Source organism: Neisseria sp. P0019.S003 (assembly GCF_051957115.1).
Classification (GTDB): domain Bacteria; phylum Pseudomonadota; class Gammaproteobacteria; order Burkholderiales; family Neisseriaceae; genus Neisseria; species Neisseria flavescens_D.
In genome coordinates this window covers 257,536-283,463 of record NZ_JBQCWT010000001.1, presented here as the reverse complement: position 1 = coordinate 283,463, position 25,928 = coordinate 257,536, and the positions used below count along the sequence as shown (strand labels likewise).

Below are 25,928 nucleotides of genomic sequence, written 5' to 3'. Positions count from 1 at the left end.
AATGTCATTGAATAAAGTTATCCTCATCGGCCGCCTCGGCCGTGACCCGGAAGTCCGCTATATGCCCAACGGCGAGGCCGTCTGTAATTTCAGCGTTGCCACCAGCGAAACTTGGAACGACCGTAACGGCCAACGCGTAGAACGTACCGAATGGCACAACATCACCATGTACCGCAAACTCGCCGAAATCGCCGGTCAATACCTGCGTAAAGGCAGCCAAGTGTACCTGGAAGGCCGTATCCAAAGCCGTAAATACCAAGGCAAAGACGGCATCGAGCGTACCGCTTACGACATCATCGCCAACGAAATGAAAATGCTCGGCGGCCGCAACGACAACAGCGGCGGCGCACCATACGATGACGGTTACAACCAAGGAGGTCATTCAAGCCAAAGCAGCTACCAACAAGTGCCACAACAGCAATACCAATCTGCTCCGGCTCAAGAACCCCCAGCCGCCCCAGCCCGTCGTCCTGCTCCGGCACAACCGACCGCTCCGGTTGATGATATCGACGACGATATTCCATTCTGAATTCCATATATATAATTATGTAAAAATACATCATAAAGATCAGAGAGAAACCTTACAAAACAAGGTTTCTCTTTTTTTACATTAATTTTGACACAATATCTTTAATTTTATAGTATTTATATATGAAATTTTTGTAAATTAAATAGATATGTATAGACTAGAAACAGTCCTTTTTTCAAATGGAGAACGTTTTCCTCTATTGGTTAATGAGAAAACTGGTATTCCTGATTTTTATTCTACCTTATGGGTAACTGTAGAACTACGTAATCAATCCGCAGTAAACACAATTAGAAATAAACTGGGAACTATACAATGGATAATGAATTGGGAAAAACGGAATAATCTTGTTATTAGTAATCTAATTCATAACAAAGTACTCTTAACAGAAAGCCAATTAGAATCCCTTATTCGACATATGAGAATAAATGTAAAAAAGCAAAAGAATGTAATCAATACAAAAAAAGTGTGTTAATGAAAGGCGGGAGTCAATTTATTGATATTTATTCTTCAGTATCTCTTAGTCATCAATATAATAGACTAACAACGCTTTCAGAATACATATTATTTCTATCTAAAGTAATTAATGAATCTAACGAATATATCGAAAAATTGACGAAACTAATTAAGTTAATTAAAGAGTCAAGACCTAAAAATCATAAACCATTATCCATAGAAAGTGAGCTACCTGATGGAGTGTTAGATGAGTTTATGTCTATTGCGAACTTTTCTAATCCTAATAATCCATTTCAAGATATTGGAATCAGAAAAAGAAACCATTTAATGTTTATCTTATTAAAGGAATTAGGGATTAGAAGAGGAGAATTATTATCAATTCAAATCCCGTTTATTGATATAGGAACAGTTAAATCCTCAATCACAATTAGACGAACGCATGATGATAAATTTGACACAAGAAAGAAACAAGCTGTAAGTAAAACGAAAGAGAGACGTCTTCCTATTTCGCAGAAAATAGCTCAACTTATTGATGATTACATTATGAATTATCGTTCTAAAATTCCACAGGCAAATACACATCCATATTTATTTGTTACTCATCGAAAAGGAAAAACTCAAGGATGTCCAATTAGTACAAGTTCTTTTGATAATGTTATTGTACCAGCAATGAAAAAAGTAGATCCTAAGTTCTCTATCATTCACCCACATATTTTCCGTCATGAATGGAACTTAGATTTTTCACGAAAGGTGGATGAAAATAATCAAAATGTAAATCATGATTCTTCTCATAAAGATTTTATTTCTCCCGAAAAAGAAGCAAAGATGAGACAACATCTTATGGGACATACATCAGAAAAATCCGGGAATGTTTATAATCAACGTTATATTAGAGAAAAAGCAAACAAAATATTATTAGATCTTCAAATTGAGTTCCAAAAAAAAGTTGATAATTATGAGTCAGAATAAACGGTTTAGACAGTCAAGAGATGGGTATGTATTTGATGAAAATGAAAACTTTTGGCGTATAGGCAAAGACAAAACAATTAACTTTTCTCAACCCATATTAAATATAAATAAAAAACATTAGACGGGTTTAGAAAAACATTAGCAATATATGCCGAAAAATACTCAAGTTATCACGTATCTCACATGTATCAACAGTTTCAACGATTAGTAATTTCAACTAATTTAGAAATCATTAATGTGTCAATAATCTTGGATTGGAAAAATAAACTGGGAAAAGAGCATGAATGGTATTTAGGAGCATTAAAGGGTTTTTTACTGTCATGGCATGAGTATGGCTATTATGGAGTTGATAAATCTGTTGTGTCGTTGCTAGAAAGCTTTACGTTGACTGGAAATGATAAAGGTAAATCGGTCATAATGAGATGCCCTTATACAGGAGCATTTACCGAAAATGAAATTTTGGCTTTAATGGCTGAACTAGCTAGACTTTGGAGAGAAGAACTTATTTCATTTGAAACATATGCATATATTCACTTACTTCAAACTACAGCTAGAAGACCTATTCAAATACGCCATTTAAAATTTGAAGACCTAAGAAAGGAAATTTCTCAAGGAACATGGAATTATTTTTTAAATATCCCTAGTGCCAAAAAGAGAGGAATATTATTTAGAGAAACGTTTAAAAAGCTTGCTATCACAGAGGACTTATATTTAATTCTCCTAAATTTTATGGAATATCAATATAAGAAATTGCTTAGTCTGGTTGATAAAACCTTTATTTCTGGTTATAAAATGAAATTACCAGTGTTTATTGATTGGAGCTGTTTGAAGAAGAATATCAAAAATAGGAATTTTGATCTTTCATTATTAAACAAAGATATTTTTCATTATTCAGCTTCTTCATTGGAGCAAAATGCATTACGAAAATTCTGTATACATCAAAAAGCTGTTTCAGAGCGAACAGGTGAAATCATTCATGTTAATGCAAGACGTTTTCGTCATACAAGGGGAACGAATCTAGGAAGAAAAGGAGTTGGAGCAACGATTATAGCAGAACTCCTAGATCACACAGATACACAGAACGTCAAAGTCTATACTGAAAATACAGCTGATACAGTGCAATACATTGATCGTGTTATAGGTGCTGAAATGGGAAAACTCGCTCAAGCCTTTACAGGTAAAATTATTTCTAACTTAAATGAAAGTGAGAGAGGGTACGATCCAACATCTTTAATAACCAATAACGGAATAGATACGATAGGTGCTTGTGGAACAAATGATTTTTGTATAACCGGCTATGAAACTTGTTATTTATGTCCTAAGTTTAGGCCACTCATTGATGGCCCTCATCAACAAATCTTAAATAAGTTGTATGAAGAAAAGGAAGAACGTTTAAAACAAACTAAAAGTATAGATTATGCATCATCCAAAGATCGTATTATTTTAGCTGTTGAATATGTTGTTCAAGCTTGCAATGATATGAAAAGAACTATGGGAAGCCATTGATTATGAACAATCTAATTTTCACTCCAAAAGATAATAATCCTAAATCTAATTTAGAGCAATTTATTAATTTCAGTAAAAATCAGCTTACTATCTTTGGAAATGATTGCTGGGAAAACAACCAATGGAAAACAACATTCAGCATTTATCCAGTTCAGGTTCGTTTTTCCACAGAAAGAATTAAATCTACAGCTTATAAATATGAGCCATTAGCTGCACCATTCATTGAATTTGCTAAAGCATATATTCGCTATACTTACTCCTTGCATCCAATCCGTCAATTAGCTAGACATATGGAAGCATTACGTATAGTTGAAATGGCTTTGTATGCTGTTAAAAAGAATGCTGATATATTACAACTTGATTATTTGGTTATTCATGAAGTAGAAAATATCGTATCAAAGAAATATAAAAAAGGTACGAAATCAGTCAATAAATTAGGTTATCAACTTCAAAAGTTATTTGATTTTTGTAGAGAAAATCAAATTACACCTCAACTACCTTTATGGAAAAATCCTTATAAACGCCCTAGAGATTTGACTATACTACTGGATGAAAAAGGGAAAGAATACCGTTCAAGTAAAATGCCAACTGATGAAGAAATGATGCTGGTTGCTAAACTCTTTCATGATGCCCCCAATTTAGACAAAGAAACTGAATATTATACAGCTGTTATGGCTCTACTTATGGTCGCTCCATCTCGTTGTTCTGAGTTGATGTCTTTATCTGTCAATTGCTTAGAATGGGAGGATGATAGCTTGGGAAATAAGCAATTAGGTATTCGATGGATACCAGCAAAAAATGGTAAAGAGGGATTAAAGTGGGTTCCTAGCTGTATGCAAGATATTGTTGTTGAAGCGGTTAAGCGTTTAACAAAAATAAGCTCCTTGGCAAGAGAAGCAGCTAAATTTGCAGAAGAAAATCCTAATATATTGATGTTATTTGATAAAAATCTTGCAACAGTCTATTCTTTATACAAAAAGCCTTTGACTAAAAGTGAAATAGCTGAAGTGTTAGATATTGATGCCCAAAATATCTGTAGCACCAAATGGTTTAAAAATTTAATAAGTGAAAACGATGGAATTATAACTTATGAGATACTAGGAAAATTTTTGTATAAAAAATACACATCAAAATTTAATAATTGGCCCTATGTAGATAAACATAAAAACGTTAAGGCTTCTGAAGCTTTGTTATTATTCAGAGAAAATGAATTTCATGATGACTTTTCCCCTAAACGTTTCTCTTTTGTGTTACCAACAGTGAACCAAATTAATGATAGATTTTGCTATTCAGAAACTCGCCCTAAAACATCATTATGGGAAAAACATTGTATAGGTACATCTAAAGGAGAATTTATTAGATTACCATCGCATAATGCAAGGCATTGGTTGAGTACAAAAGCTGAGCGAGGTGGAATGGATGAATTAACTTTAGCTAACTGGGCAGGCAGAGCTAGAGTGGCAGATAATAAAGCTTATGATCACAGAACAGAAGAAGAAAAAAGTGAGGCAGTTCGAGATTTACTCATTTCGGAGGATATTTCAATATTAGATAAAATTCATTTAAATCTTCCTGTTACCTATGAAGACTTAGGAAAAAATAGAATCGGAATAGCAACCGTAACAGAAATAGGCATTTGCGAACACGATTATGCGATGTCTCCATGTTCTCGTCACGGTGATTGTGAAACATGTAAAGAGCTTGTTTGTATTAAGGGTTTAGAATCATCTTTAGAAATATTAAAGCATAGAGAAATTCAGCTTACAGAGCAAATTAATAAAGCAAAAGAACACCATAAATTAGGAGCTTTTGGTGCAGATCGTTGGATAAGTAACCTAGGGTGGAGATTGGCACATATAAGAACCAAAATTGCATTCTTGGAAAATAGTGAAATTCCAAATGGTGCACTATTACGAATACCTGACGAATATGATCCTTCACCAGTCAAGTTAGCCTTATTGGAAAAAGGGATGGATATAGATGTTAAAAAACCAGAAACGGCTAAACTTGATGATGATTTATATAGGTTAATGGAGATGTAGTATGCCTAAAATTCTTATTACAGAAGAAAATTTGGAAGATATCATTATGTTGATTAAAACCTGGGAGGGGAAGTTAACATGGAATTTACTTTGCTCTAAAGTTTCAGAGTTATTGAATATTAAGAGTATTGAGAGGCAGTCACTGGCTAATTATCCTGATATACAAAAAGCCTTTAGCCAACAGAAGCAAAAAATAAAAGAAGATGCAAAAAAAGAACCAGTACCAAATGTAACGATGGATTATTTGCTAAAACAAGTTAATAATTTGAAGGCTCAGGTACAACGCTTGGAAGAAATTAATGAGCGATATAAACAGCAATTTATTGTATGGCAATATAATGCATATATGCATGGGATGACACAAGATACACTAAATAAACCTCTTATTGCTGTTAACCGTCAACGTAGGTAATTTATAGGATGTAAGGTAAATTATTTTTACTATAGTAGTCTCTACAAAAGATCGTCTGAAAATCAATTTTCAGACAATCTCTTCACACCTATTAAACTTCTTGATGGGTAGAGTAGAAAACAATTTTCGTCAACATCTACTTTTTCTGGCCGGAGAGATACAGCAGTTTAATGGCGCGTCAAACACTATTGTACTGAACTACTTTCTGCTCAAACCCGCACCGCAGCTTGCAGCAGTCTCCACTAAATCTTTATTTTGTTAACAATATGGATTTGCTCAGCTTTGCTCACGTCTTGCCGGAGACAAGCATACGGTCATGTATGCAAAAATTTAAGGCTGCTGTATAGTCATTAATCCCAAAGGTATTCCAAAAAAATAATTGTGCAAACTGGTTATCGGAACAGGAGCGCGATTGAAGTGTAACGCGAAATTTCAGGCAATCTGCATACCCCGCAATGACTGTGACTGTCTAAACCCAGCCATTTCAAGAATGAACCTATGCCAAACACCTACACTCATACCATTCAATCAACGCATGTCTACGACTGTACAATATCCACTTGCATGCTGGCTGATTGGACCTTCACCCGCTACCACACGCCCGAAAAATCCGAGTATGCCGTGGTATACGGCACAGTCGCCCAAGATGGGTCGGGGCGCTTTGCCGCAGGCGGCCGAATCCGCACCTCGCCCGTTACCCTATGGGCTGCACCGCTGGCCCATACGCACAACTCGGTGTACTGCCTGCCGGACGGTGCAGGCTGCTTTTGCGACCTGCCCGCAACCTTGCAGCCTGCCATAGACAGTTTGGGTATTGACCCTGCCGAAGCGGCCATTATCCTGCAAAACACCTTCATGCAGCCTGCACATGCCTTGCCTGAAACCGCTTGTTTCGGCGTTCCGGTAATGCGGCCGGCAGGACAGGGCGATTGTCCGGTCGTCATGGAGCACCACATCGCCGAATTGCCGTTCTACCCGTTTTGGCGGGACAGCAGCATCGGTTCCGCCCAAAACCTGATAGACGGGCAAGCCGCCGTGTTTTTGCACGATTGGAACGCATTCTGCCGTCTGTTTGTCCGTACCGGTAAACACCGCTGCCAAACCGGCTACACAGGCAATCAAGCGGAAGACGGCCAATACAGCTATTTCGGACTGCCGATTGTGCATACGCCAGGACAAGACAATGCCCCTGCCGTATCGGAAGCCGACATCGCCAAACTACCGTTTTACACCTATTGGCACACCGCCTGCGCTTCCGATATACATCTGTTAGCAGACGACACACGCGTTGTGCCCCTTGCCGATTGGGAAGCCTTCTGCCGACGGTTGGTATTGACCGGCAGATAGATGGGCAAAAAAGTGCAGGCTGCTTTTTATCGTCCCAACCCTGTTTCAGACGGCCTCTAAAGCAGCCTGCACCTTGTTGTTCATTGTCAGATGACCAGAAACCGAGTATCCCATGCCCCAAACCTATTTCACCGCCGACTGGCACTTCTCCCATCCCAACATCGCCCGATACTGCCCGCAATTCCGCCTACAAAGCGATAACACCGACGAGCTGAACGAATACCTGATCGACTGCTGGAACCGCGTCGTTACCCCGCAAGACACTGTGTACAACCTCGGCGATGTCTGCTTTGCCAAAAAACAAAAGGACGGGTTTTTAATCCGTCCTTTCCGCATCAGCAATACCGCCAAGTGTACTGCATAAAATGAAAGATCTCGTTTACAGCACCTTATGCCGCTACCGCAACTGGCTGGCGCAAGACGACCCTCTGTCCGAATTGCTGGAACTGATTAACTGCCAACTGGCCGAAAAAAAACTAAAAGTAGAGAAAGCATCCGCCGCCGTCATTGACGCCACCATTATTCAGACCGCCGGCAGCAAACAACGTCAGGCCATAGAAGTCGATGAAGAAGGACAAGTCAGCGGCCAAACACACGGAGGCAATCTATGCAAATCATCAATATCGACACCTTGCCCGATACCGCGCAATTAACCATAGCCGAACTGGAAACCAGCCAAGCCAAAGGCCGTCTGAAAAACACTTTCAGACGGCCTAAAATATTCGACCTCTACATAGGACAAAGCATGACCCCTCAAGAACAAAAAAACCGTTTGAACGACATCATGTTTCATGCGCAGCGTTGCGAACTGTACGACGACGAACACAGGCTGTGCCAAAAAACACAGAAATGGAGATAAGTATAGGATACTTATCGGATATCTTGGTGGCGGAGTACGGAACCGAACCCGCGTTCGCAATCCGAGCCAGATAGTAACGCCTTGGCCTTGAGGGCGTGGATTCAACGATTTGGCCGTTATTTTCTTCACCCGGCCTCTGGTCAAGTTCGCCATCATATGGGAAAATTGGCAACTCTTGGCAATCCCTATTCATCATCGGCAAAGGCGAAACGATGGCAGACCCGGAAGGTGAAATCCTAACCCTAGACAAGGTGGCCGCCTACTTGAAGGCTGGCAAGCGCACCGTCTACCGCCTCGCGGCCGAAGGCAAGCTTCCCGCTTTCAAGCTCGGCGGCACGTGGCGCTTCCGCCGCAGCGACCTAGATGAGTGGATTGCCGCCAATCTGACCAACAAGGATTCGGGGGCAAGCGACTGATGGAACTGATCGACAACATCAGCAGGTTGCTTGGCGACGATCTCAAGCAGACCCTCTGGCCAGGAGCGCGCCTGAAGGTCGCGGCCTCGTGCTTTTCGATGTACGCCTTCGAGGCGCTGAAAGCCGAGCTGGAAAAGATTGACGAGTTGAACTTCATCTTCACCTCGCCCACCTTTGTTGCCAACGAGGTCACCGACAAGATTCGCAAAGAGCGAAAGGAATTCCACATCCCCAAGCTCGACCGAGAGCGCAGCCTCTACGGCAGCGAGTTTGAAATCCAGCTGCGCAACAAGCTCACCCAGCGGGCGGTGGCCAAGGAGTGCGCGGAGTGGATACGGCGCAAGGCCACATTCAAGAGCAACCGCACCAAAGCGCCGATGCAGCAGTTCGCCTGCGTGCAGGCTGGCGGCACCGACACGGCTTACATGCCCCTGCACGGGTTCACGGCTGTCGATCTCGGTTACCAGCAAGGCAATGCGGTATCCAACCTCGTCAACAAGATGGACGATGCACCCTTTGCCGCCACGTACCTGAGCCTGTTCGATCAGATCTGGAACGACCCCGAAAAGCTGGAGGACGTGACCGCGCAGATTTGCGAGCACATCGCCTCGGTCTACCAAGAGAACTCACCCGAGAGCATCTATTTCCTGATGCTTTACAACATCTTCAACGAGTTCCTCGACGACATCGACGAAGACGTCCTGCCCAACGACCGCACGGGCTACCAGGACACCCTGATCTGGAACAAGCTGTTCAACTACCAGAAAGATGCTGCCACCGGGATCATCAACAAACTGGAAACCTACAGCGGCTGCATCCTTGCCGACAGCGTCGGCTTGGGCAAGACCTTCACCGCACTGGCCGTCATCAAGTATTACGAGCTGCGCAACCGGTCAGTGCTGGTGCTCTGCCCCAAGAAGCTGGCGGATAACTGGCTGAACTACAACCGCAACCTCAAGACCAACATCTTCGCCCGCGACCGGTTCAACTACGACGTCCTCTGCCACACGGATCTGTCCCGCACCAGCGGCGAGTCCTTCGGTACGCCGCTGAACCGGATCAACTGGGGCAACTACGACCTCGTCGTCATCGATGAGTCGCACAACTTCCGCAACAACGACGCCTACAAGGATAAGGAAACCCGCTACCAGAAGCTGATGCGCAAGGTGATCCAGGAAGGAGTCAAGACCAAGGTGCTGATGTTGTCGGCCACGCCAGTCAACAACCGCTTTACTGACTTGCGCAACCAACTGGCGCTGGCCTACGAAGGCGACTCCGAAAACCTCACAAAAAAACTGCGCACGGACAGAAGCGTTGAGGAGATTTTCCGAGGCGCACAAGCAGCCTTCAATGCGTGGTCGAAGCTCCCCCCGGAAGAACGTACTGCGCGTGCGATCCTCGATTCACTGGACTTCGACTTCTTCGAGCTGCTCGACAGCGTCACCATCGCACGCTCGCGTAAGCACATCCAGACCTTCTACGACACCAAGGACATCGGTCAATTTCCGGAGCGCCGCAAACCGCTGTCGTTTCACTGCCCGTTGACCGAGCGGTCGGACGTGTTGGGCTTCAACGAAATTTTCGAGCAACTCTCACTGCTCAAGCTGGCCGTATATGCGCCCATCAGCTACATCCTGCCCAGCCGTCTGAAGAAGTACGAGGAGATCTACGACACCAAGGTAGGCGGCAAGGGCACGCTGCGCCAAGCCGACCGTGAAAAGAGCCTGCAGGCCCTGATGACGGTCAACCTGCTCAAACGGCTTGAAAGTTCGGTGCAGTCGTTCCGGCTAACGCTGCAATCGCTGCGAGCCAACAACGAAGCCACCCTCGCCAAGATCGCCGCGTTCAATCCATCCCGCGGCGCGGTCACGGTGGGCGACCTCACGGAAGTGCTGGAAGGGCTGGATGCAGAGGACGATGAGCTGCCCATGCCCAGCGACGAGGGCGGCGAGATCGGCAGCAAGATCAAGATCAGCCTCGCCGACATGGACTTGCCGTCCTGGGAGCACGAACTGAAGGTGGACTTACAGGTCATCGATGCCTTGCTGGCTTCGATGAACAAGATCACGCCGCAGGACGACGCCAAGTTACAGCACCTCAAAGCGCAACTGCTCGGCAAGATTGCAAACCCAATCAACCCCGGCAACAGGAAGGTACTGATTTTCACAGCCTTTGCCGACACCGCTGATTACCTGTACGCCAACCTTGCGCCGGAGCTGCTGGCCACGCTCGCCATTCACACCGCCAAGGTCACCGGCAAGGGAGCGCCGCAGTCCACCATCAAGAGCAAAACTCAGAAGCGCAGCTATGACTTCCAGGAGCTGCTCACCCTGTTCTCCCCTCGCTCTAAAGAGAAGGCGGTGGTACTGCCGGACGAGCCGCACGAGGTGGATCTGCTGATCGGCACCGATTGCATCTCCGAAGGCCAGAACCTGCAGGACTGCGACTACCTGATCAACTACGACATCCACTGGAACCCAGTACGCATCATCCAGCGCTTTGGCCGGGTAGATCGCATTGGCTCGCCCAACAGCAGCATCCAGCTAGTCAATTACTGGCCCGACATTTCGCTCGACGAGTACATCAACCTCAAGGAGCGCGTTGAGAGCCGAATGATGATCGCTGACGTGACCGCCACAGGTGACGACAACGTGCTGTCTGCGCAGGCCAACGACGTGTCGTACCGCAAAGAGCAACTGCGTCGCCTGAAGGAGGAAGTCATCGAGCTGGAGGATTTGAAGACCGGCGTCTCTATCACTGACTTGGGCCTCAACGACTTCCGCATGGATTTGCTCAACTACGTCAAAGCCCACGGCGAACTGAGCAATGTGCCTAACGGGATGCACGCAGTGGTTCCCGCCAGACCGGAGATGGGCCTACGGCCGGGCGCGATCTTCACGCTGCGCAATCGCAATGCCGGGATCAACCTCGACCAGCACAACCGCCTGCATCCGTACTACCTCGTCTACATCAACCGCGAGGGAGAGGTCATTCATGACCACACCGAGGTGAAGCGCCTACTGGATCTGGTGCGCACCTGCTGCAAAGGCCAGGACAAACCCATCGTTGACGTGTGCCAGCGCTTCAATCAGGAAACGGCAGATGGCCGCCGGATGCAGCCCTACTCCGATCTGTTGGGCAAGTCCATCCGTTCGATGATCGAGGTAAAGGAAGAAAAGGATTTGGACAGCCTGTTCAGCGGTGGCAAGACCACGGCACTGACAGACACCATCTCCGGCCTGGACGACTTTGAACTCATTAGCTTTCTCGTGATTCAGGAGGCTGGATGAGTCAAGGAGCGACCGCACAAAAACCGGCGCTGATCGCCTACCCCAAGCAAGCTGCTTTCGGGCGCGTTCTGCCCAAGAACAAAATCTATGAGCACAGCGGGGCCAACACCCGGCTGAAGGAACTGTTCGTCAAGCAGGTCGAGCAGATTGTCTGGCAGTACAAGCTCGCCCCTGAGACGATCAACCTGCCTGCGCGGCCCGGTGTGCCGGAAATCCAGGTCTTCAGCATTCAGCTCAAGTCCACCGAGCTGCACGAAGACGTGCTCCGCTGCATTGATGGCGCAGTGCAGTTCCCTATCCTGTTTGAACTGAACCAAGGCCAGGGCGATCAGGCGAAAACGCGAGTAGTGGCGGCTTACAAGCGCCCGAGCGAAGCCGACGCCAGTCGCTGGGTGCTGTCCAGCTACTTCACCAGCAACTGGATGCCAGCGGCAACTGCCCGCACGGCTATGCCGCTGGCCCTCGACATGGCCCACCTGTACTCCGTTCTGCTGCAAGGCTTAATGCCGCTGCCAGCACGTCCGCAGGAGGCCTTGCCCGACTGGATTGCGCGTATCGAGCAGGCGGCAAGCAAGCGCCGCGAAGTCGAGAAAACCCAGGCGAGACTGGCTAAGGAAAAGCAATTTAACCGTAAGGTCGAGATCAACGCGACCTTGCGGCAACTGAAAATTGAACTTGAACAATTGAGCCGCTGAACCCCGATATCGGAAGCGCAGCGACTAGAGGATCGAACATGGACAAACTGAAAATGCACTCGCCCAATCTCACCCAAGACAACATTGCCCGTATCCGCGATCTGTTTCCGGGTTGCGTGACGGAAGCCAAGGGTGAAGACGGCAACGTGAAGCTGGCGGTCGATTTTGACCAGCTTCGCCAAGAGCTAGCCGATTCGATTATTGAGGGTCCGCAGGAGCGCTACCACCTTAATTGGCCAGGCAAGCGCGAGGCACTGCTCACGGCAAATGCACCGATTGCAAAGACGCTCCGTCCAGTACGCACGACAAAAAATTCAAAAGGCGAACAAATTGAAGAGAGCGTCAACTTCGACACTACCAAAAATATCTTTATCGAGGGCGATAATCTCGACGCGCTGAAGCTGCTTCAGGAAACTTATCTTGGCAAAATCAAGATGGTCTATATCGACCCGCCGTACAACACGGGCAACGATTTTGTTTACGCTGACGACTTTGCAGACGAAGTCTCTGAATTTTTTCTCCGCTCAAATCAAGTGGATAGCAAAGGAAATCGCTTGACAGCCAATCCTGAAACAAGTGGGCGCTTTCACTCGGACTGGCTGTCCATGATGTATTCGAGACTAAAGTTGTCGCGCAACTTGCTGCGAGATGATGGACTCATCGTAATTCATATTGACGAGAATGAATATCCCAACTTGGAGAAGCTTCTGGCCGAAATATATGGCGAGAAGAATAATCTCGGAACTATTGTGTGGGATAAAAGAAATCCAAAAGGTGATGCCACCGGCGTCGCGCAGCAGCATGAACTAATTTGTATTTACTGCAAAGATCGAGAATTCTTCAAGGCGACCTGCGAGTTTCAGCGTCCCAAAGAGAACGCGGGAAAAATGCTTGCAAAAGCCAAGCAGATTCTTGGCAAGGAAGGCGGGGTCACTGAAAAAGCAAGGAAAGAATACAAAGACTGGGTAAACCAGCAAGATCTCACTGGGGGCGAAAAGGCATATAACCAAATCGATGACAATGGCGACGTCTTCCGTCCGGTTTCGATGGCGTGGCCGAATAAGAAAAAAGCACCGGAAGATTACTTCATCCCGCTAATTCATCCCGTAACAGGGAAGGAGTGCCCTGTTCCTGGGCGGGGATGGCGCAACCCTCCTGCAACAATGCAAGAACTCCTGAAGTCTGGGTTGATTATTTTCGGCTCAGACGAGAAGACGCAGCCGACGAGAAAATATCGGCTGAAAGATAATTTATTTGAAAACATCCCTTCGCTGCTTTACTACGGCGGCAGTGACGACGCCTTGCTTGCTGACCTCAGTATTCCTTTTGATACACCAAAACCGGTTCAGGTAGCAAAGAGACTAATTCAATCAATTTGCAAGAATGACGATATATTGATCGACTTCTTCGCTGGCTCGTGCACGGCGGCGCATGCACTTATGCTTTTGAATGCAGAAGATGGGGCAAATCGCCGATTCATAATGGTTCAATTGCCCGAGGAATGTGACGAGAAGTCCGAGGCCAGAAAACTTGGATACTCAGTAGTTTCCGAGATTGGAAAAAATCGCATTCGGAGAGCGGCACAAAAAATTCGAGAAGAATTCTCAGACACCTTGCCTACGAGAAATACGGATCTTGACTTAGGATTCCGCCTACTTAAAGTTGATACATCGAACATGGCTGACGTCTACTACGCCCCCGATGCGCTGGACAAAGCCAATCTCGACTTGTTTGTCGACAATATCAAGCCTGACCGCACGGCGGAAGACTTACTGTTCCAGGTGATGATGGACTGGGGCGTTGATCTTGCGCTGCCGATTGCTAGGAAGTCCATTCAGGGCAAGGAAGTTTTCTTTGTCGATGATAACGCACTGGCTGCCTGCTTTGACGCACACGGCGGCATAGACGAAGCCTTCGTGAAGGAACTAGCCAAGAGCCAACCGCTGCGAGTGGTGTTCCGCGATGCTGGCTTCAAGGACAGCGCTATCAAGATCAACGTCGAGCAGATCTTCAAGCTTTTGTCGCCTGCCACCGAAGTGAAGTGCATTTGAGGAGGCTGCAATGAAGCTGAAATTCAAGACGCAGGCCTACCAGACAGCGGCCGTGCAAGCAGTAATCGACTGCTTCAAGGGACAGGTTCCGCATCACGGCGGCGTTCGCTACCGGCTCGATCCCGGCAGCCAGAAAGCAGCCCTAGCAGGCCCGCAAGGAGCGCTCACGCTGGAAGCCGCTACGCATGAAGCCGCAGCGGAAAAGGAAGCGGCGTTCCGCAACGCCGACTTCAATTTGTCGGACACGGCGCTGCTCGAAAACATCAGAGCCGTGCAGCAGGGCCAGAACCTGCCGATATCGGACGCACTGGTTAAGACCAAAGTGGCCAAGGTTAACCTCGACGTCGAGATGGAAACAGGCACCGGCAAGACCTACTGCTACATCAAAACCATCTTTGAGTTGAACAAGCAATACGGATGGAGCAAGTTCATCATCGTGGTGCCCAGCATCGCCATCCGTGAAGGCGTGGCCAAGTCGCTGCAGATCACCTCCGAGCACTTCCTTGAAACGTATCAGAAGAAGGCACGCTTCTTTATCTACAACTCGAAGCAGCTGCACCACCTGGAGAGTTTTTCGTCGGACGCGGGGATCAACGTGATGGTGATCAACGTACAGGCCTTCGCCGCACGAGGAGCCGACAATCGCCGAATTTATGACGTGCTGGATGACTTCCAGTCGCGCAAGCCCATCGACGTGATCAGCGCCAACCGCCCCATCCTGATCCTGGATGAGCCTCAGAAGATGGAAGGCGCGGCGACGCTGAAGTCGCTGGAGGAGTTCAAGGCGTTGATGGTGTTGCGCTACTCGGCCACCCATAAGACCACGCACAACAAGATCCACCGCCTCGATGCGTTGGACGCTTACAACCAGAAGCTGGTGAAAAAAATCGCCGTGCGCGGCATCGCGGTAAAAGGGCTAGCGGGCACGGCGGGCTATATGTACTTGCAGTCCATCGAGATATCGAGCAAGAAGCCGCCCGAGGCGCGTGTGGAGTTTGAGCAGAAGCTGGCAGGCGGGAACATCAAGCGGGTGGTGAGGAAGCTCTCCAAAGGCGACAACCTGTTCGATCTGTCGAACGGGCTCGATCAGTACCGCGATGGCTTTGTCGTGGCCGATATCAACGCCAACTCCGACACCCTGAGCTTCACTAATGGGGTCGAACTAACCGTTGGGGATGCGACCGGTGACGTGACCGAGGCCGCGCTGCGCCGCATCCAGATCCGCGAGGCCATCAAGGCGCACTTCGACAAGGAACAAGCGCTGTTTCAACAGGGCGTGAAGGTACTCACGCTCTACTTCATTGACGAAGTGGTCAAGTACCGCGACTACGATTCACCGGACGAGAAAGGCGATTACGCCCGCATCTTCGAGGAGGAGTATCAGCTCTACCTCAACGAGGTGCTGGATCTGGGTGAAACGCCGTACGTCAAGTATCTAAGAGGCATTTCTGCCGAAAAGACTCACAGCGGCTATTTCTCCATCGACAAGAAAAGCAAGCGGCTGGCCGACCCCACGGTCGCGGCGCGTGGCGAGAACGCGGGGCTTTCCGACGACGTGGATGCCTACGACCTGATCCTGAAGGACAAGGAGCGACTGCTGTCATTCGCCGAGCCGGTGCGCTTCATCTTCTCCCATTCGGCACTTCGTGAAGGCTGGGACAACCCGAACGTGTTCGTGATTTGCGCTCTCAAGCACAGCGACAACACTATTTCCCGCCGTCAGGAGGTGGGACGTGGCTTGCGGCTGTCCGTAAATCAAAGCGGAGACAGGATGGATCACCCAGCCACGGTACACGATGTGAACGTGCTGACCGTGGTGGCAAGCGAGAGTTATAAGGACTTTGTCGCGGCGCTGCAGAGGGACATCAGCGAGTCGCTGTCGGCGCGTCCGCGAGTAGCGGACGAGGCCTTCTTCACCGGCAAGGTGCTGAAGACGGAGTCTGGCGATGTCGCGATCACACCGCAGCTCGCGAAGCAGATCTACAAGTACCTGCTTAAGCACGACTACATCGACGACGCTGATCGGATCACCAGCAAATACCACGAGGCGAAGAAGGACGGCGCGCTGGCTGCGTTGCCACCTGAGTTGGTGCCGCACGCGGAGCAGGTCTTCAAGCTGATCGACAGCGTTTTCAGCGAGAACCAGTTGCCCGAAATTGGCGACGACCGCAAGCCCAAAAAGAACCCACTCAACGCCAACTTCGAGAAACAAGAGTTCACGGAACTTTGGAATCGGATCAACCGCAAGGCGGCATACAGCGTGGACTTCGACCACGACGAACTGGTGCAGAAAGCGGTCAAGACACTCAACGACAAAGATGCCGGGCTTCGTGTGACCCCGCTGCAATACACCATCCAGCACGGTGAACAGGCAGCTGCCGTGACCTACGATGGGATTAAGGGCGGCACTGCATTCGAATTGAAGGACTTTGAAACGGAAGATAACCGCGTCTCAATCCATTCAGCGGTCAGGTACGACCTGATCGGCAAGCTTGCAGAAGGCACCCAGCTAACAAGGCGCACGGTGACCGACATTCTGAAGGGACTTAACGCCGCAGTATTCGCGCAGTTCAAAACCAACCCGGAGAGCTTTATTGCCGAGGCGATACGCCTGATCAACGAGCAGAAGGCTACCATCATCATCGAGCATCTGGCCTACGATCCAGTCGAAGACAAGTTCGACCTCGACATCTTCACCGCCGGACAAACCAAGCAGGACTTCAGTAACGCGGTAAAGACACCCAAGCACCATATCTATGACTTCGTATTGCCTGACTCAGGCTCGAAGCCCGAGCGGGAATTTGCCGAAGCGTTGGAGGCCAGCGCTGAAGTCGTTGTGTATGCGAAGTTGCCACGCGGCTTTCTGATTCCAACACCTGTCGGTGACTACAACCCAGACTGGGCCATTTCATTCAAAGAAGGATCGGTGAAGCACATCTACTTCGTTGCTGAAACCAAGGGATCGATGTCGTCGATGGATCTGCGCGAAATCGAGAAAACCAAGATCAAATGTGCCCGTAAGTTCTTCGACGAGATGAACCGTCGCTTCGCACCGGAAAACGTTAAGTACGACGTAGTAGATAGCTTCGGTCGGCTAATGGAAGTGGTTAGGCAATAACAGTTGCCTACTTCATGGATGGTTGGCGCAAATCAAATCAAACCTTGCGCCAACTAATCAATAAATTCCGGTCAAAAAATCACTGTAGCTGAATTGCCCAATCCTAACGGGCGAGTTAATGGCCGCATAGGAAAATAGCGCAAGCCGGGATGCATTATCATTAAATACAGGCTTGGTTTGTCTTACGTTGTACGCGATGGTCATCCTCATCGCCGACTGATTGCATACAGCCAAAAGCAAATTAAAATTTACGTAATCAACGGGATAGGGATTCCATTCCTGCAAAGGAGAGAAAGACCGTTTCAGTTCGATAGCCTCAATCGGCTCCCCTTCAGCGCTCAATCGAATAAGGTCAATGTCAGTCACCTTGATCGAGCCGAGGCTGCTCCGCTGCCAGTTATGATAAGCACTACTTGTGGCATCGTTGACACTTTTTCCGCAGGCTCCACTTTTGACCGGTAAACCTATCTTATGGAACTCATCTTTAAGCTGATCTAAGGTGAGCTCGCAAGGTTGTTGTCCTGGCTTGCCAAAGCCGACTTTGTCAATGAAATTGGCTGAGTCATCAAATTTGACGAAAAAGAGGGGGATGCCAGATTTTGAGGATATCTTCTTTGCTGCTTGAATGACATCTTCCTGAAGAGACCACGACTTTCCGAATGCTAAAACAAGAGCTCTTGGGGTGGCAGACTGATCACCGTAAATAAGCATCCAGGCATTTCCAGACACCCAAACAAATGGATGCTCCTGTTCGGATTCTAATAATTTATAGACAGCATTTGTTTTATAGTAGCCCACTGACATCACTCCTTGAAGCATGCACCTCAACCCGGTGCAAATTAGATTGAAAGGATGGCTGTCCAGCCAACCTGATGATTGAAATTCTGATTTCTTAGTCCGCGCCGTTCCTTGCACGAAAATTGCAGAATTCTATTTTCGAGGGCGTTGTTTTTTCAGGCCCCAATAGGTCCAGCCATTAGCTGCCGCGCCAGATAAAGCTTGTGCCGCAGAAGACAACGAGGGATAAACCTTATCGCCAACTCGCAGAGAGATAGCACCACTCTTTTTATCTACAGAAACCACCTCTGCTTCAGCATGCCCAGGTTTTTTCCGGTACTGGTGGATAAGCCTGTCGCCTACTCGAGGCCATTGTCTATCTTGATCCATCGTTGCTTTTCCTTACCACAATCTCACATTGCATAGATCATACTGCTTGAGTAGCTCTTCGAGCTACCAGCGTTAGCGCAGGTAGTTGTCCAGCAGCATTTCAATGTCTGGCAGACACCATCTCTTTGGCCCACGCCTGAAACGCTCTCAGTTGCTCGGCGTTTTCGTGACAGGTCTGGTAGTTGGCGGCAAGGGTTCCGGCGACGGCAGAGAGTGCAGTCCGCATCAGCATCTCGTGCGGGCTCTGGCAGGGGCACGGTCACACATTGCTTGAGCGCTCCCTCGAATTGCTGTACGTCGGTGAGTGCCCGAGCCAGCGCCTTCGGCGGCGTGGTGGTGTCGCCCAGCTTCACCCCGGTGGTGGTACCGAACCCGGATGTCGTTAGTTAGAGAAGGCCATGGGGGCTCCTTAAATAATCTGTAAATAAGTTCATCTAAGAATTACTTCAGAGAAAGTATCATAAATACTTTAATTTATCAATTAATATCCACAAGTTTAATTATGCAATATTATTGACAGAATTCTACAAATCTCACTAGATGATTTTGTTTAGCATAGATACTTACAGTAGAATCAGTTCTGTTATCCGTAGATGACTCTTGGAAAATGATTGAACAAAAAGAATCAGAGAAAGAATTAGTTGTATTTGACTCAGCGCATTTGGCAGCTTGGTCTGCCCGAAAAATGCGCAAGGTAGCGAAGGCCGAGAAGGAAGCTGCCACCATGGAGGAAGAGTGGAGTGAGCAGATCCTGTTAAACGAGATCCTGAGGGTCTACCTGCAGAAGGCGGCCGATCTGCTTGGCGTATACAATCCAGATGGCTTAGCCATTACCATGAACGACTGTATCACCTGGGCCGTGGAGGCTGCCATCGCTAAAACAGCTGAGCAGTACCAATTTTATGACAATACATTTAATTTTAGGGGCTGACGTAGATTAGCAGTTATGCTAGGCTACAAAAATGCAGATAACCAATTGTAAATTAAGCAAGAGAGTTCAAAAGAAACTACTTGAATTTTTTGTGCTCCAAGTTACCGCCCGTTCCGCTGCCGATATTTTAGACATTCAGCCCAACTCCGCCATTCTGTTCTACTGCAAAATCCGTATGGTCATCAGCCATCATTTGGCCTTGGCTGCCGATGAGGTTTTCGAGGGCCCCGTCGAGTTGAACGAAAGCTATTTCGGCGGACGGCGTAAAGGCAGACGTGGTCGCGGTGCGGCAGGAAAAGTGGTTGTCTTCGGCATCCTGAAACGCAACGGACGGGTCTATACCGTTGTCGTAAATAATGACAAGTCCGATACTTTGATGCCTGTTATAGTCAATTAAAAACAAAATAGTACAATACTCAACTTTGAAGGTCTAACCATGGCATATTCTACGGACTTAAGAAACAAAGCTTTAAACTATTACGAACAATGCAAAAACATCAGCCAAACCGCAGCAACGTTTAACTTGTCAAGAAACACGCTTTACCTATGGATTCGCCTTAAAAAACAAACAGGCAGCCTAAAACATCAAGTTACCGGTCTAAATGCCGTTAAATTGGATAGGCAAAAACCGGCTCAATATGTTGGGCAACACCCGGATGCCTATCTGCATGAAATCGCCAAACATTTTGATTGTACGGCAGCCGCCGTTTGCTATGTACTCAAACAGATGGGAATGACGCGCAAAAAAAGACCACCACTTACAAAGAACAAGACCCGGCCAAAGTAACGCATTATTTGACACAGCCGGCCGGATTTTCCGACTACCAACATGTTTATTTGGATGAAACAGGATTTGACCGCTACCTGTTCCGTCCCTATGCCGCAGCCTGAAAGGGCAAATAGTGAAAGCGCAGATAAGTGGAAAAAGATACCAACGCCTATCTCTGGTGTCCGCACAAGTCGGCAACCGGCTGATTGCTCCGATGGTTTATCAAAATACGATGACCGGAGTCTTTTTTGAAGCATGGTTTCAGCAATGCCTACTGCCCGCATTGACTCAAAAATCGGTGATTATTTTAGATAATGCACGATTTCACCGTATGCTCGGGAAACATGGGGATAATGTGTTTTGCCAGTCTGCGTTTGCCGCCCATCCAAGGCACCAAGGGTTGGGGTTTTTGTGTCATTTTGTCTCCTGAATATCGAAGGTAAAACGGCACTCTCGGTGCTCTAAACGGTTGTCTGAAAGTTTTGGGGTGGCGGCCGGAAAAACCGTATGTTCCGCTTCTCGGCGGATTTGCCATGAGCTACCACACTGCCGAAATCCCCTTTGTGATGAACAGCCTTGCCCTGACTGAAACCATGCACGGCAACGGCAGCGAAGCCAAAGCACTGGCAGACAAAATGAGCCGCGCATGGGTGGCATTTGCCCGCACCGGCAACCCGAACATCGAAGGGTTGCCGCAATGGGAAGCCTATACGCCCCAAAACGGCGCAACCATGATTTTTGACGATAAGCCCGTGATCAAATACCAGCACGACGCCGAACTTTTGCGCCTGCTCAAACCCGATGGACGGTTCTAAAGGGATAAGGCAGCCTGAAAGCTGATGAAGACTACCTGAAAGCAGCCTGCACGTGGAAAACCAAATGTACAGGCTGCTTTTTGATGCTTTCAGACGGCCTATCAGGCTACAGCTTCAATTTTGCCCTGTATTGGAGCCGGCTGCGTGCCGGCGATATGCGCCTGACCTACTAAGGGTATGCCTGTTTTACCAGTATCAGTCTCTCAGATATGCTTCTGATGAAGAAAGAAACTTTTTGAATTCACACACGAACATTGCCGCCTTCAAGTTTTCGCTTAAACAGATCTGAGTGAGTACGATTTGACGGACAAAGCTTGAATGCTGCATCAACCTGATCATAGCCAAGCTGTCAGGCATAAATCTTTTTTCCAACCAGTTTTTGACTGTTCGCTCTGATACACCTGTCCAATGTGCAAGGTTTTTGACATTGACATGATTTTTCTGCAATTCTTTGTATAAAGCGCTTGAGAGTAACTCTTTCCACATATCTTCATTGATATTCTTCAAGGGAAGTTTTTTTCCATTTGAGTGCAACATTTTTCCTAACTGTTCCTTTATATTTTGTTAATCAATAAATTACCTACCATTTGTTATGGATCCAAAGGAACAGTTATCAAAACAGCAAAAAGCGGTTCTGTATATCCGTATGTCCACGGATCATCAGAAATATTCGCCTGATAACCAGAAAGCTTTTTTGCTGGAATATGCCAATAAGAATGGACTGACCGTTGTTGGTGAATTTATTGACGAAGGCATCAGCGGAGTCGTGACGCAAAAACGGTATCAGTTCTTGAACTTAATTGATTTGGTCAGAAGCGGCAAAGCAGATTTCGGTCATATTTTGGTTTATGACGCGAGTCGCTGGGGACGCTTTATTGACCCGCAAGAATCTAGTTATTACCAATACCTCTGTCAGCAGCAAAACATCATTCTGCACAAATGTGCGGAACCGATTCCAGTGGCAACAGAAGAGTTGGATCCGGTAGTAACAGGTATCATAGATGTATTCCAGCAAACTTCAGCCGGTCTCTTTAGCAAGGGACTATCAAAGAAGGTTTTTCTCGGGCAAGAAAACTTGATCAGGCTCGGTTTTCGACAAGGTGGCTCTGCAGGGTACGGATTGCGCCGCTTGTTGGTAGACGAGAATAGGCAGCCAAAATTTGAGCTTAAGGCCGGGGAACATAAGAGTATCCAAACCGACAGGGTAATTCTGATTCCCGGCCCGGAACATGAACAGGCCGTTATCCGGAAAATTTACGAGGACTTCGTTTACCAAAAAATGAGCGAACAGGCGATAGCTGATGATTTAAACAGACAGCACATTTTGACCGACCGTGGCACCTCTTGGACTAGAGGTGTTGTGCATCAAATCCTGATTAACGAAAAATACATCGGCAATAATGTCTGGAACAAAAGCAGCTATTCGCCCTTCAAGCCACATAAAGGCAAGAATGCCTCCGAACAATGGGTACGGGCTAATTCAGTCTTTCAACCCATTGTTTCCACCGTACTGTTCAATGCCGCCCAAAGCATTATCCACCAAAGAAGCCGGCATTGGAGCAATGAAGAAATGCTGGATAAATTAAAGGAGCTACTCAGAATTAACGGCAAGCTGTCTGGTTTGATCATTGATGAAGCCGCAGATTGCCCTTCCAGCAGTATGTTCCGTAGCCGCTTCGGAAGCCTACTTAAGAGCTATCATGAAGTAGGTTATACACCCAGCCGAGACTATCGCTATCTGAAAATCAATCGCGCCTTGAGACGGACTCATGCAGATCTGGTTGAGCAGACGATTGCAGAAATTGAGCGGCTGGGGGGAGCGGTATCCCGCATTCCGGAAAACGATTTACTCCATATTAATCAGGAGTTTTTTGTTTCTCTAGTGCTGGCACGCTGTCGGATAACCGATGCTGGTACCAAACGCTGGTTTATACGTTTTGACAGTAGCCTTGCTCCTGATTTGACCATAGCTGTTCGGCTGGATGAAACGGCGGAGAAAATAGTAGATTACTATCTACTTCCTTCCGAAAAAACCCATTGTGCCAAAGTGAGATTGACGGAACAAAACCCAATTGACTGGGATTGTTATCGCCATAAAGATTTGAGTCGTTTTTTTGCCATGAGTAAACGGGTATTGATTAAGGAGGCAATTTTATGAGGATGGTGATTCAAACACTACCGATCAATCGAATCAAGGTTCTGAACCCACGCAGCAGGAACCCAAAAGTGTTTAACCAATTGGTCGCCAGCATCGCGGCAGTCGGTCTAAAGCGTCCGATTACCGTTACCAAATCGGAAATATTGGATGGAGAACAATGGTATGGCCTATTATGCGGCGAAGGAAGATTGACCGCCTGCAAAGAGCTAGGTGAAGAGTACATACCGTGTCACATTGTGGAGGTTAGTGGTGACGAAGGATTTTTAATCAGCCTAGCTGAAAATATTGCTAGACGTAAGCACACCAATTTGGAAATACTGTCTGCCATTCGGGTGTTGTATGAACGTGGATATTCCGAAAAAGATATTTCACGAAAAATTGGCCTTCATCAAGCATACATACGAGGAATTTTACATTTGTTGCGAGAAGGTGAGGTACGCCTGATTGCAGGCGTAGAAAAAGGCTATTTGCCGATTGACGTTGCTGTCGATATTTCCCGTGCAAAAGAAAAAGAAGTTCAAACGGCTTTATCCGATCTCTACCAACAACAGAAGCTAAAGCGCGGAGATATTGCCAAAATCAGGAGACTGATCCAACAGAGAAAGCGTGATGGTAAAACTTACCACTTCACTCTGAGGCGTAATACACCTATCAATAAGGAGAAGCTACTTCAAATGTATGAGAATGAGATTAAGCGAAGACAGTTGATGGCAACACAGGCTGAATTTTGCCAACAACAGCTGCTGATCATTCTTTTCGGGTTAAATCGTTTGTTTGAGGATAATCATTTCAAAACACTGCTTCGGGCAGAGAGAATCGTAGATATGCCTGAGAACCTCAGTAAATGTCTGAGCCATTATAGGGAAACATATATCAATGAATCAGCCTAAACACATCGCTTATGCTTTTCAAGCATCATTGAAGAACATCGCGCTCAAAGATATTCAAACCATGCACCCCTTCCCCGAAGGGATACGGGAGAGCGTGAAGTTCAAAAGCATCTTGGCCTCAGTAGAGGAAATTGGTGTTATTGAGCCGCTGGCTGTTTATGAAGAAAACGGTAAGTACCTCTTACTGGACGGGCATCTCCGTCTGCTTGCCTTACAAGAACTAGGAATCGACACGGTAGTATGTTTGCTGTCCACAGACGATGAAGGATTTACCTATAACCGGCAAATTAACCGGTTAAGCCCAATTCAGGAATACCGGATGATCAGCCGTGCAATTAGCAAAGGCATACCAAGGGAGAGGATTGCCAAAACCCTGAATATTAACTTATCCGGAATCGAAAGCAAGTTGAATTTGCTGAATGATATCGCGCCCGAAGTAGCCGCGAAACTTGCAGACAAGCATCTGGCACAAGATACATTTCGGATCCTCCGAAAAATGAAACCCATCCGACAGATGGAAGCTGCAGATATGATGATTGCAGCCAATAAGTTTACCAAGTCCTATGCTGAGATGATCTTGGTGGCATCCTCCCAGGAAGACTTGGTTGATCATGCTCAGAAAAAGAAAAAGCACTCGGATAGTCTAGAAAAACTTTCACTGTTAGAACAAGAAATGAACAGGTTGAAGGAGGACTATACCCGGACAGAGAAAGAAATTAGTGATACCAATCTGTCTTTGATTGTGGCTGGTGGTTATTTAAAAAGATTGTTAGATAACTCTGCCGTGAAAGAGTTCATTAGCTTGTATTATGCGGACATCCTAACCGCATTAGATACGGTTTCCCAGCAATTGCAACAAGCCCCGATGTCTCTTGAGAAAGAGTAAAGTATCAAAAAAAGCTGCCTCATTTTTGAAAGATGTCTTTTTTAGCTTTGTTACTCCAATCACAAAAAGTACGCCACCCTCCGAAAAAGTAGTGGCTAATGAAAACACACTAGAAAATCAATCTTCTGTGTGAAACCCAGAACCGGGTGCTGGGAGACATAGCTGAAAAAATGGGAATGTCTCCTAGCAGCTATGCCAAGATTGAACGGGGAAGCACAAATCGCAAGATTTGATTGTTGAAGTAGAAAAATTGAAGGCGAGCTTGCTGCATAAGTTGGAACTGCTTGTGGTTGACGGAGGTGTTGTGGGAAATGTATAGAGGGGCAGACTAAGCGTTTCTTTTGTTTTGCATAATGAAGATATTGGTTTTGTGCAAATTTGAATTTAACTTCGATACAATGTCTCGGCAGCTTAAAATTTTGCTGGATTGATGTGTTGTATTCTAGGGTTCTCTATGTCAGCCCCAAGTTTTAATCAAAACCCTATGTTAATTTTGTAAAATATAATGCTATTATTATTCTATTCTTGGCATTATTTTTACGTATTTTGAAGAATTATACTAATTTTCAGAAATAATAAATTGAAATCATTGTGATTTTATTTTTACGGTTTCTATTATATAGAA

Annotated in this window: 22 protein-coding genes and 5 pseudogenes; 22 read left to right on the top strand and 5 right to left on the bottom strand. The window is 46.6% G+C overall.

The annotated features are described in order from the left end of the window. The first annotated feature begins 1 nt into the window (after position 1). The 14 genes and pseudogenes from ACTHTS_RS01305 to ACTHTS_RS01240 all read left to right on the top strand — a co-directional run bounded on the left by ACTHTS_RS01305 (position 2) and on the right by ACTHTS_RS01240 (position 17,687). Positions 2-529: a single-stranded DNA-binding protein gene (locus tag ACTHTS_RS01305; protein ID WP_254323803.1), complete on the top strand. Its 528-nt coding sequence runs from the start codon at positions 2-4 to the stop codon at positions 527-529. Between the two features lie 471 nt (positions 530-1,000). Further along, positions 1,001-1,951 (top strand): site-specific integrase, encoded by a 951-nt coding sequence (locus tag ACTHTS_RS01300; protein ID WP_440368993.1) that lies wholly within the window; start codon positions 1,001-1,003, stop codon positions 1,949-1,951. Between the two features lie 144 nt (positions 1,952-2,095). After that, positions 2,096-3,457, top strand: a complete 1,362-nt coding sequence (locus ACTHTS_RS01295; RefSeq protein WP_440369179.1) for a site-specific integrase — start codon at positions 2,096-2,098, stop codon at positions 3,455-3,457. 2 nt (positions 3,458-3,459) lie between these two features. Then, on the top strand, positions 3,460-5,499 hold the full coding sequence (locus ACTHTS_RS01290; RefSeq protein WP_440368992.1) for an integrase: 2,040 nt from the start codon (positions 3,460-3,462) through the stop codon (positions 5,497-5,499). A 1-nt stretch (position 5,500) separates the two neighbouring features. Further along, positions 5,501-5,911, top strand: coding sequence for a hypothetical protein (locus ACTHTS_RS01285; protein WP_064087667.1), 411 nt, complete (start codon positions 5,501-5,503; stop codon positions 5,909-5,911). Positions 5,912-6,475: 564 nt separating this feature from the next. Further along, entirely contained in the window at positions 6,476-7,258 is a 783-nt protein-coding gene (locus tag ACTHTS_RS01280) for a hypothetical protein (protein WP_440369178.1), read from the top strand. A 112-nt stretch (positions 7,259-7,370) separates the two neighbouring features. Beyond that, a pseudogene (locus tag ACTHTS_RS01275) lies at positions 7,371-7,559 on the top strand (phosphoesterase); the annotation flags it as partial. A gap of 79 nt (positions 7,560-7,638) precedes the next feature. Then, positions 7,639-7,851, top strand: a pseudogene (locus ACTHTS_RS01270) (IS5/IS1182 family transposase); the annotation flags it as partial. 14 nt (positions 7,852-7,865) lie between these two features. Then, positions 7,866-8,117 carry a hypothetical protein gene (locus ACTHTS_RS01265; RefSeq protein WP_440368991.1) on the top strand — a complete coding sequence of 84 codons (252 nt, stop codon included), beginning with the start codon at positions 7,866-7,868 and terminating at the stop codon, positions 8,115-8,117. 212 nt (positions 8,118-8,329) lie between these two features. Further along, the gene (locus ACTHTS_RS01260) at positions 8,330-8,533 is read left to right on the top strand and encodes a helix-turn-helix domain-containing protein (RefSeq protein ID WP_440368990.1); all 204 of its coding nucleotides are present in this window, start codon (positions 8,330-8,332) and stop codon (positions 8,531-8,533) included. Further along, positions 8,533-11,823, top strand: a complete 3,291-nt coding sequence (locus tag ACTHTS_RS01255; protein WP_440368989.1) for a helicase-related protein — start codon at positions 8,533-8,535, stop codon at positions 11,821-11,823. Before ACTHTS_RS01260 ends, ACTHTS_RS01255 begins: the two co-directional genes overlap by 1 nt. Further along, complete coding sequence (locus ACTHTS_RS01250; protein WP_440368988.1) at positions 11,820-12,518, top strand: DUF4391 domain-containing protein; 699 nt, start codon at positions 11,820-11,822, stop codon at positions 12,516-12,518. Before ACTHTS_RS01255 ends, ACTHTS_RS01250 begins: the two co-directional genes overlap by 4 nt. A gap of 38 nt (positions 12,519-12,556) precedes the next feature. Beyond that, positions 12,557-14,569, top strand: coding sequence for a site-specific DNA-methyltransferase (locus ACTHTS_RS01245; RefSeq protein WP_440368987.1), 2,013 nt, complete (start codon positions 12,557-12,559; stop codon positions 14,567-14,569). Between the two features lie 10 nt (positions 14,570-14,579). Then, positions 14,580-17,687 (top strand): type III restriction-modification system endonuclease, encoded by a 3,108-nt coding sequence (locus ACTHTS_RS01240; RefSeq protein ID WP_440368986.1) that lies wholly within the window; start codon positions 14,580-14,582, stop codon positions 17,685-17,687. A gap of 57 nt (positions 17,688-17,744) precedes the next feature. Here the strand turns inward: ACTHTS_RS01240 and ACTHTS_RS01235 are convergent, their stop codons facing one another. From ACTHTS_RS01235 to ACTHTS_RS01220, 4 genes and pseudogenes are all read right to left on the bottom strand, one after another. Continuing rightward, complete coding sequence (locus ACTHTS_RS01235; RefSeq protein WP_440368985.1) at positions 17,745-18,485, bottom strand: hypothetical protein; 741 nt, start codon at positions 18,483-18,485, stop codon at positions 17,745-17,747. Positions 18,486-18,617: 132 nt separating this feature from the next. After that, positions 18,618-18,854, bottom strand: a complete 237-nt coding sequence (locus ACTHTS_RS01230; protein WP_152984993.1) for a DUF2924 domain-containing protein — start codon at positions 18,852-18,854, stop codon at positions 18,618-18,620. A 100-nt stretch (positions 18,855-18,954) separates the two neighbouring features. Further along, a complete protein-coding gene (locus tag ACTHTS_RS01225) occupies positions 18,955-19,080 on the bottom strand; it encodes a hypothetical protein (RefSeq protein ID WP_440368984.1) in 126 nt (41 codons plus the stop codon). A 13-nt stretch (positions 19,081-19,093) separates the two neighbouring features. Next, positions 19,094-19,225: pseudogene (locus ACTHTS_RS01220) on the bottom strand (lysozyme); the annotation flags it as partial. Positions 19,226-19,461: 236 nt separating this feature from the next. On the opposite strand from ACTHTS_RS01220, the gene ACTHTS_RS01215 reads away from it, so the two are divergent. The 4 genes and pseudogenes from ACTHTS_RS01215 (at position 19,462) to ACTHTS_RS01200 (ending at position 21,369) form a co-directional block, all read left to right on the top strand. Beyond that, positions 19,462-19,785, top strand: coding sequence for a hypothetical protein (locus ACTHTS_RS01215; protein ID WP_440368983.1), 324 nt, complete (start codon positions 19,462-19,464; stop codon positions 19,783-19,785). A 31-nt stretch (positions 19,786-19,816) separates the two neighbouring features. Next, positions 19,817-20,173 (top strand): annotated as a pseudogene (locus ACTHTS_RS01210) (transposase); the annotation flags it as partial. 48 nt (positions 20,174-20,221) lie between these two features. After that, positions 20,222-20,888 (top strand): annotated as a pseudogene (locus ACTHTS_RS01205) (IS630 family transposase); the annotation flags it as partial. 199 nt (positions 20,889-21,087) lie between these two features. Beyond that, on the top strand, positions 21,088-21,369 hold the full coding sequence (locus ACTHTS_RS01200) for a carboxylesterase family protein (protein ID WP_440368982.1): 282 nt from the start codon (positions 21,088-21,090) through the stop codon (positions 21,367-21,369). 195 nt (positions 21,370-21,564) lie between these two features. Here ACTHTS_RS01200 and ACTHTS_RS01195 read toward each other — a convergent pair whose 3' ends face one another. Then, positions 21,565-21,906 carry a hypothetical protein gene (locus ACTHTS_RS01195; protein WP_440368981.1) on the bottom strand — a complete coding sequence of 114 codons (342 nt, stop codon included), beginning with the start codon at positions 21,904-21,906 and terminating at the stop codon, positions 21,565-21,567. A 55-nt stretch (positions 21,907-21,961) separates the two neighbouring features. On the opposite strand from ACTHTS_RS01195, the gene ACTHTS_RS01190 reads away from it, so the two are divergent. From ACTHTS_RS01190 to ACTHTS_RS01175, 4 genes are all read left to right on the top strand, one after another. Beyond that, positions 21,962-23,527, top strand: a complete 1,566-nt coding sequence (locus ACTHTS_RS01190; protein ID WP_440368980.1) for a recombinase family protein — start codon at positions 21,962-21,964, stop codon at positions 23,525-23,527. Between the two features lie 2 nt (positions 23,528-23,529). After that, on the top strand, positions 23,530-24,417 hold the full coding sequence (locus ACTHTS_RS01185; RefSeq protein ID WP_440368979.1) for a plasmid partitioning protein RepB C-terminal domain-containing protein: 888 nt from the start codon (positions 23,530-23,532) through the stop codon (positions 24,415-24,417). Further along, complete coding sequence (locus ACTHTS_RS01180; RefSeq protein WP_049260830.1) at positions 24,404-25,303, top strand: plasmid partitioning protein RepB C-terminal domain-containing protein; 900 nt, start codon at positions 24,404-24,406, stop codon at positions 25,301-25,303. The genes ACTHTS_RS01185 and ACTHTS_RS01180 overlap by 14 nt, the downstream gene beginning before the upstream one ends. 146 nt (positions 25,304-25,449) lie before the next feature. Beyond that, on the top strand, positions 25,450-25,536 hold the full coding sequence (locus ACTHTS_RS01175) for a helix-turn-helix domain-containing protein (RefSeq protein ID WP_420898803.1): 87 nt from the start codon (positions 25,450-25,452) through the stop codon (positions 25,534-25,536). Positions 25,537-25,928 lie beyond the last annotated feature (392 nt).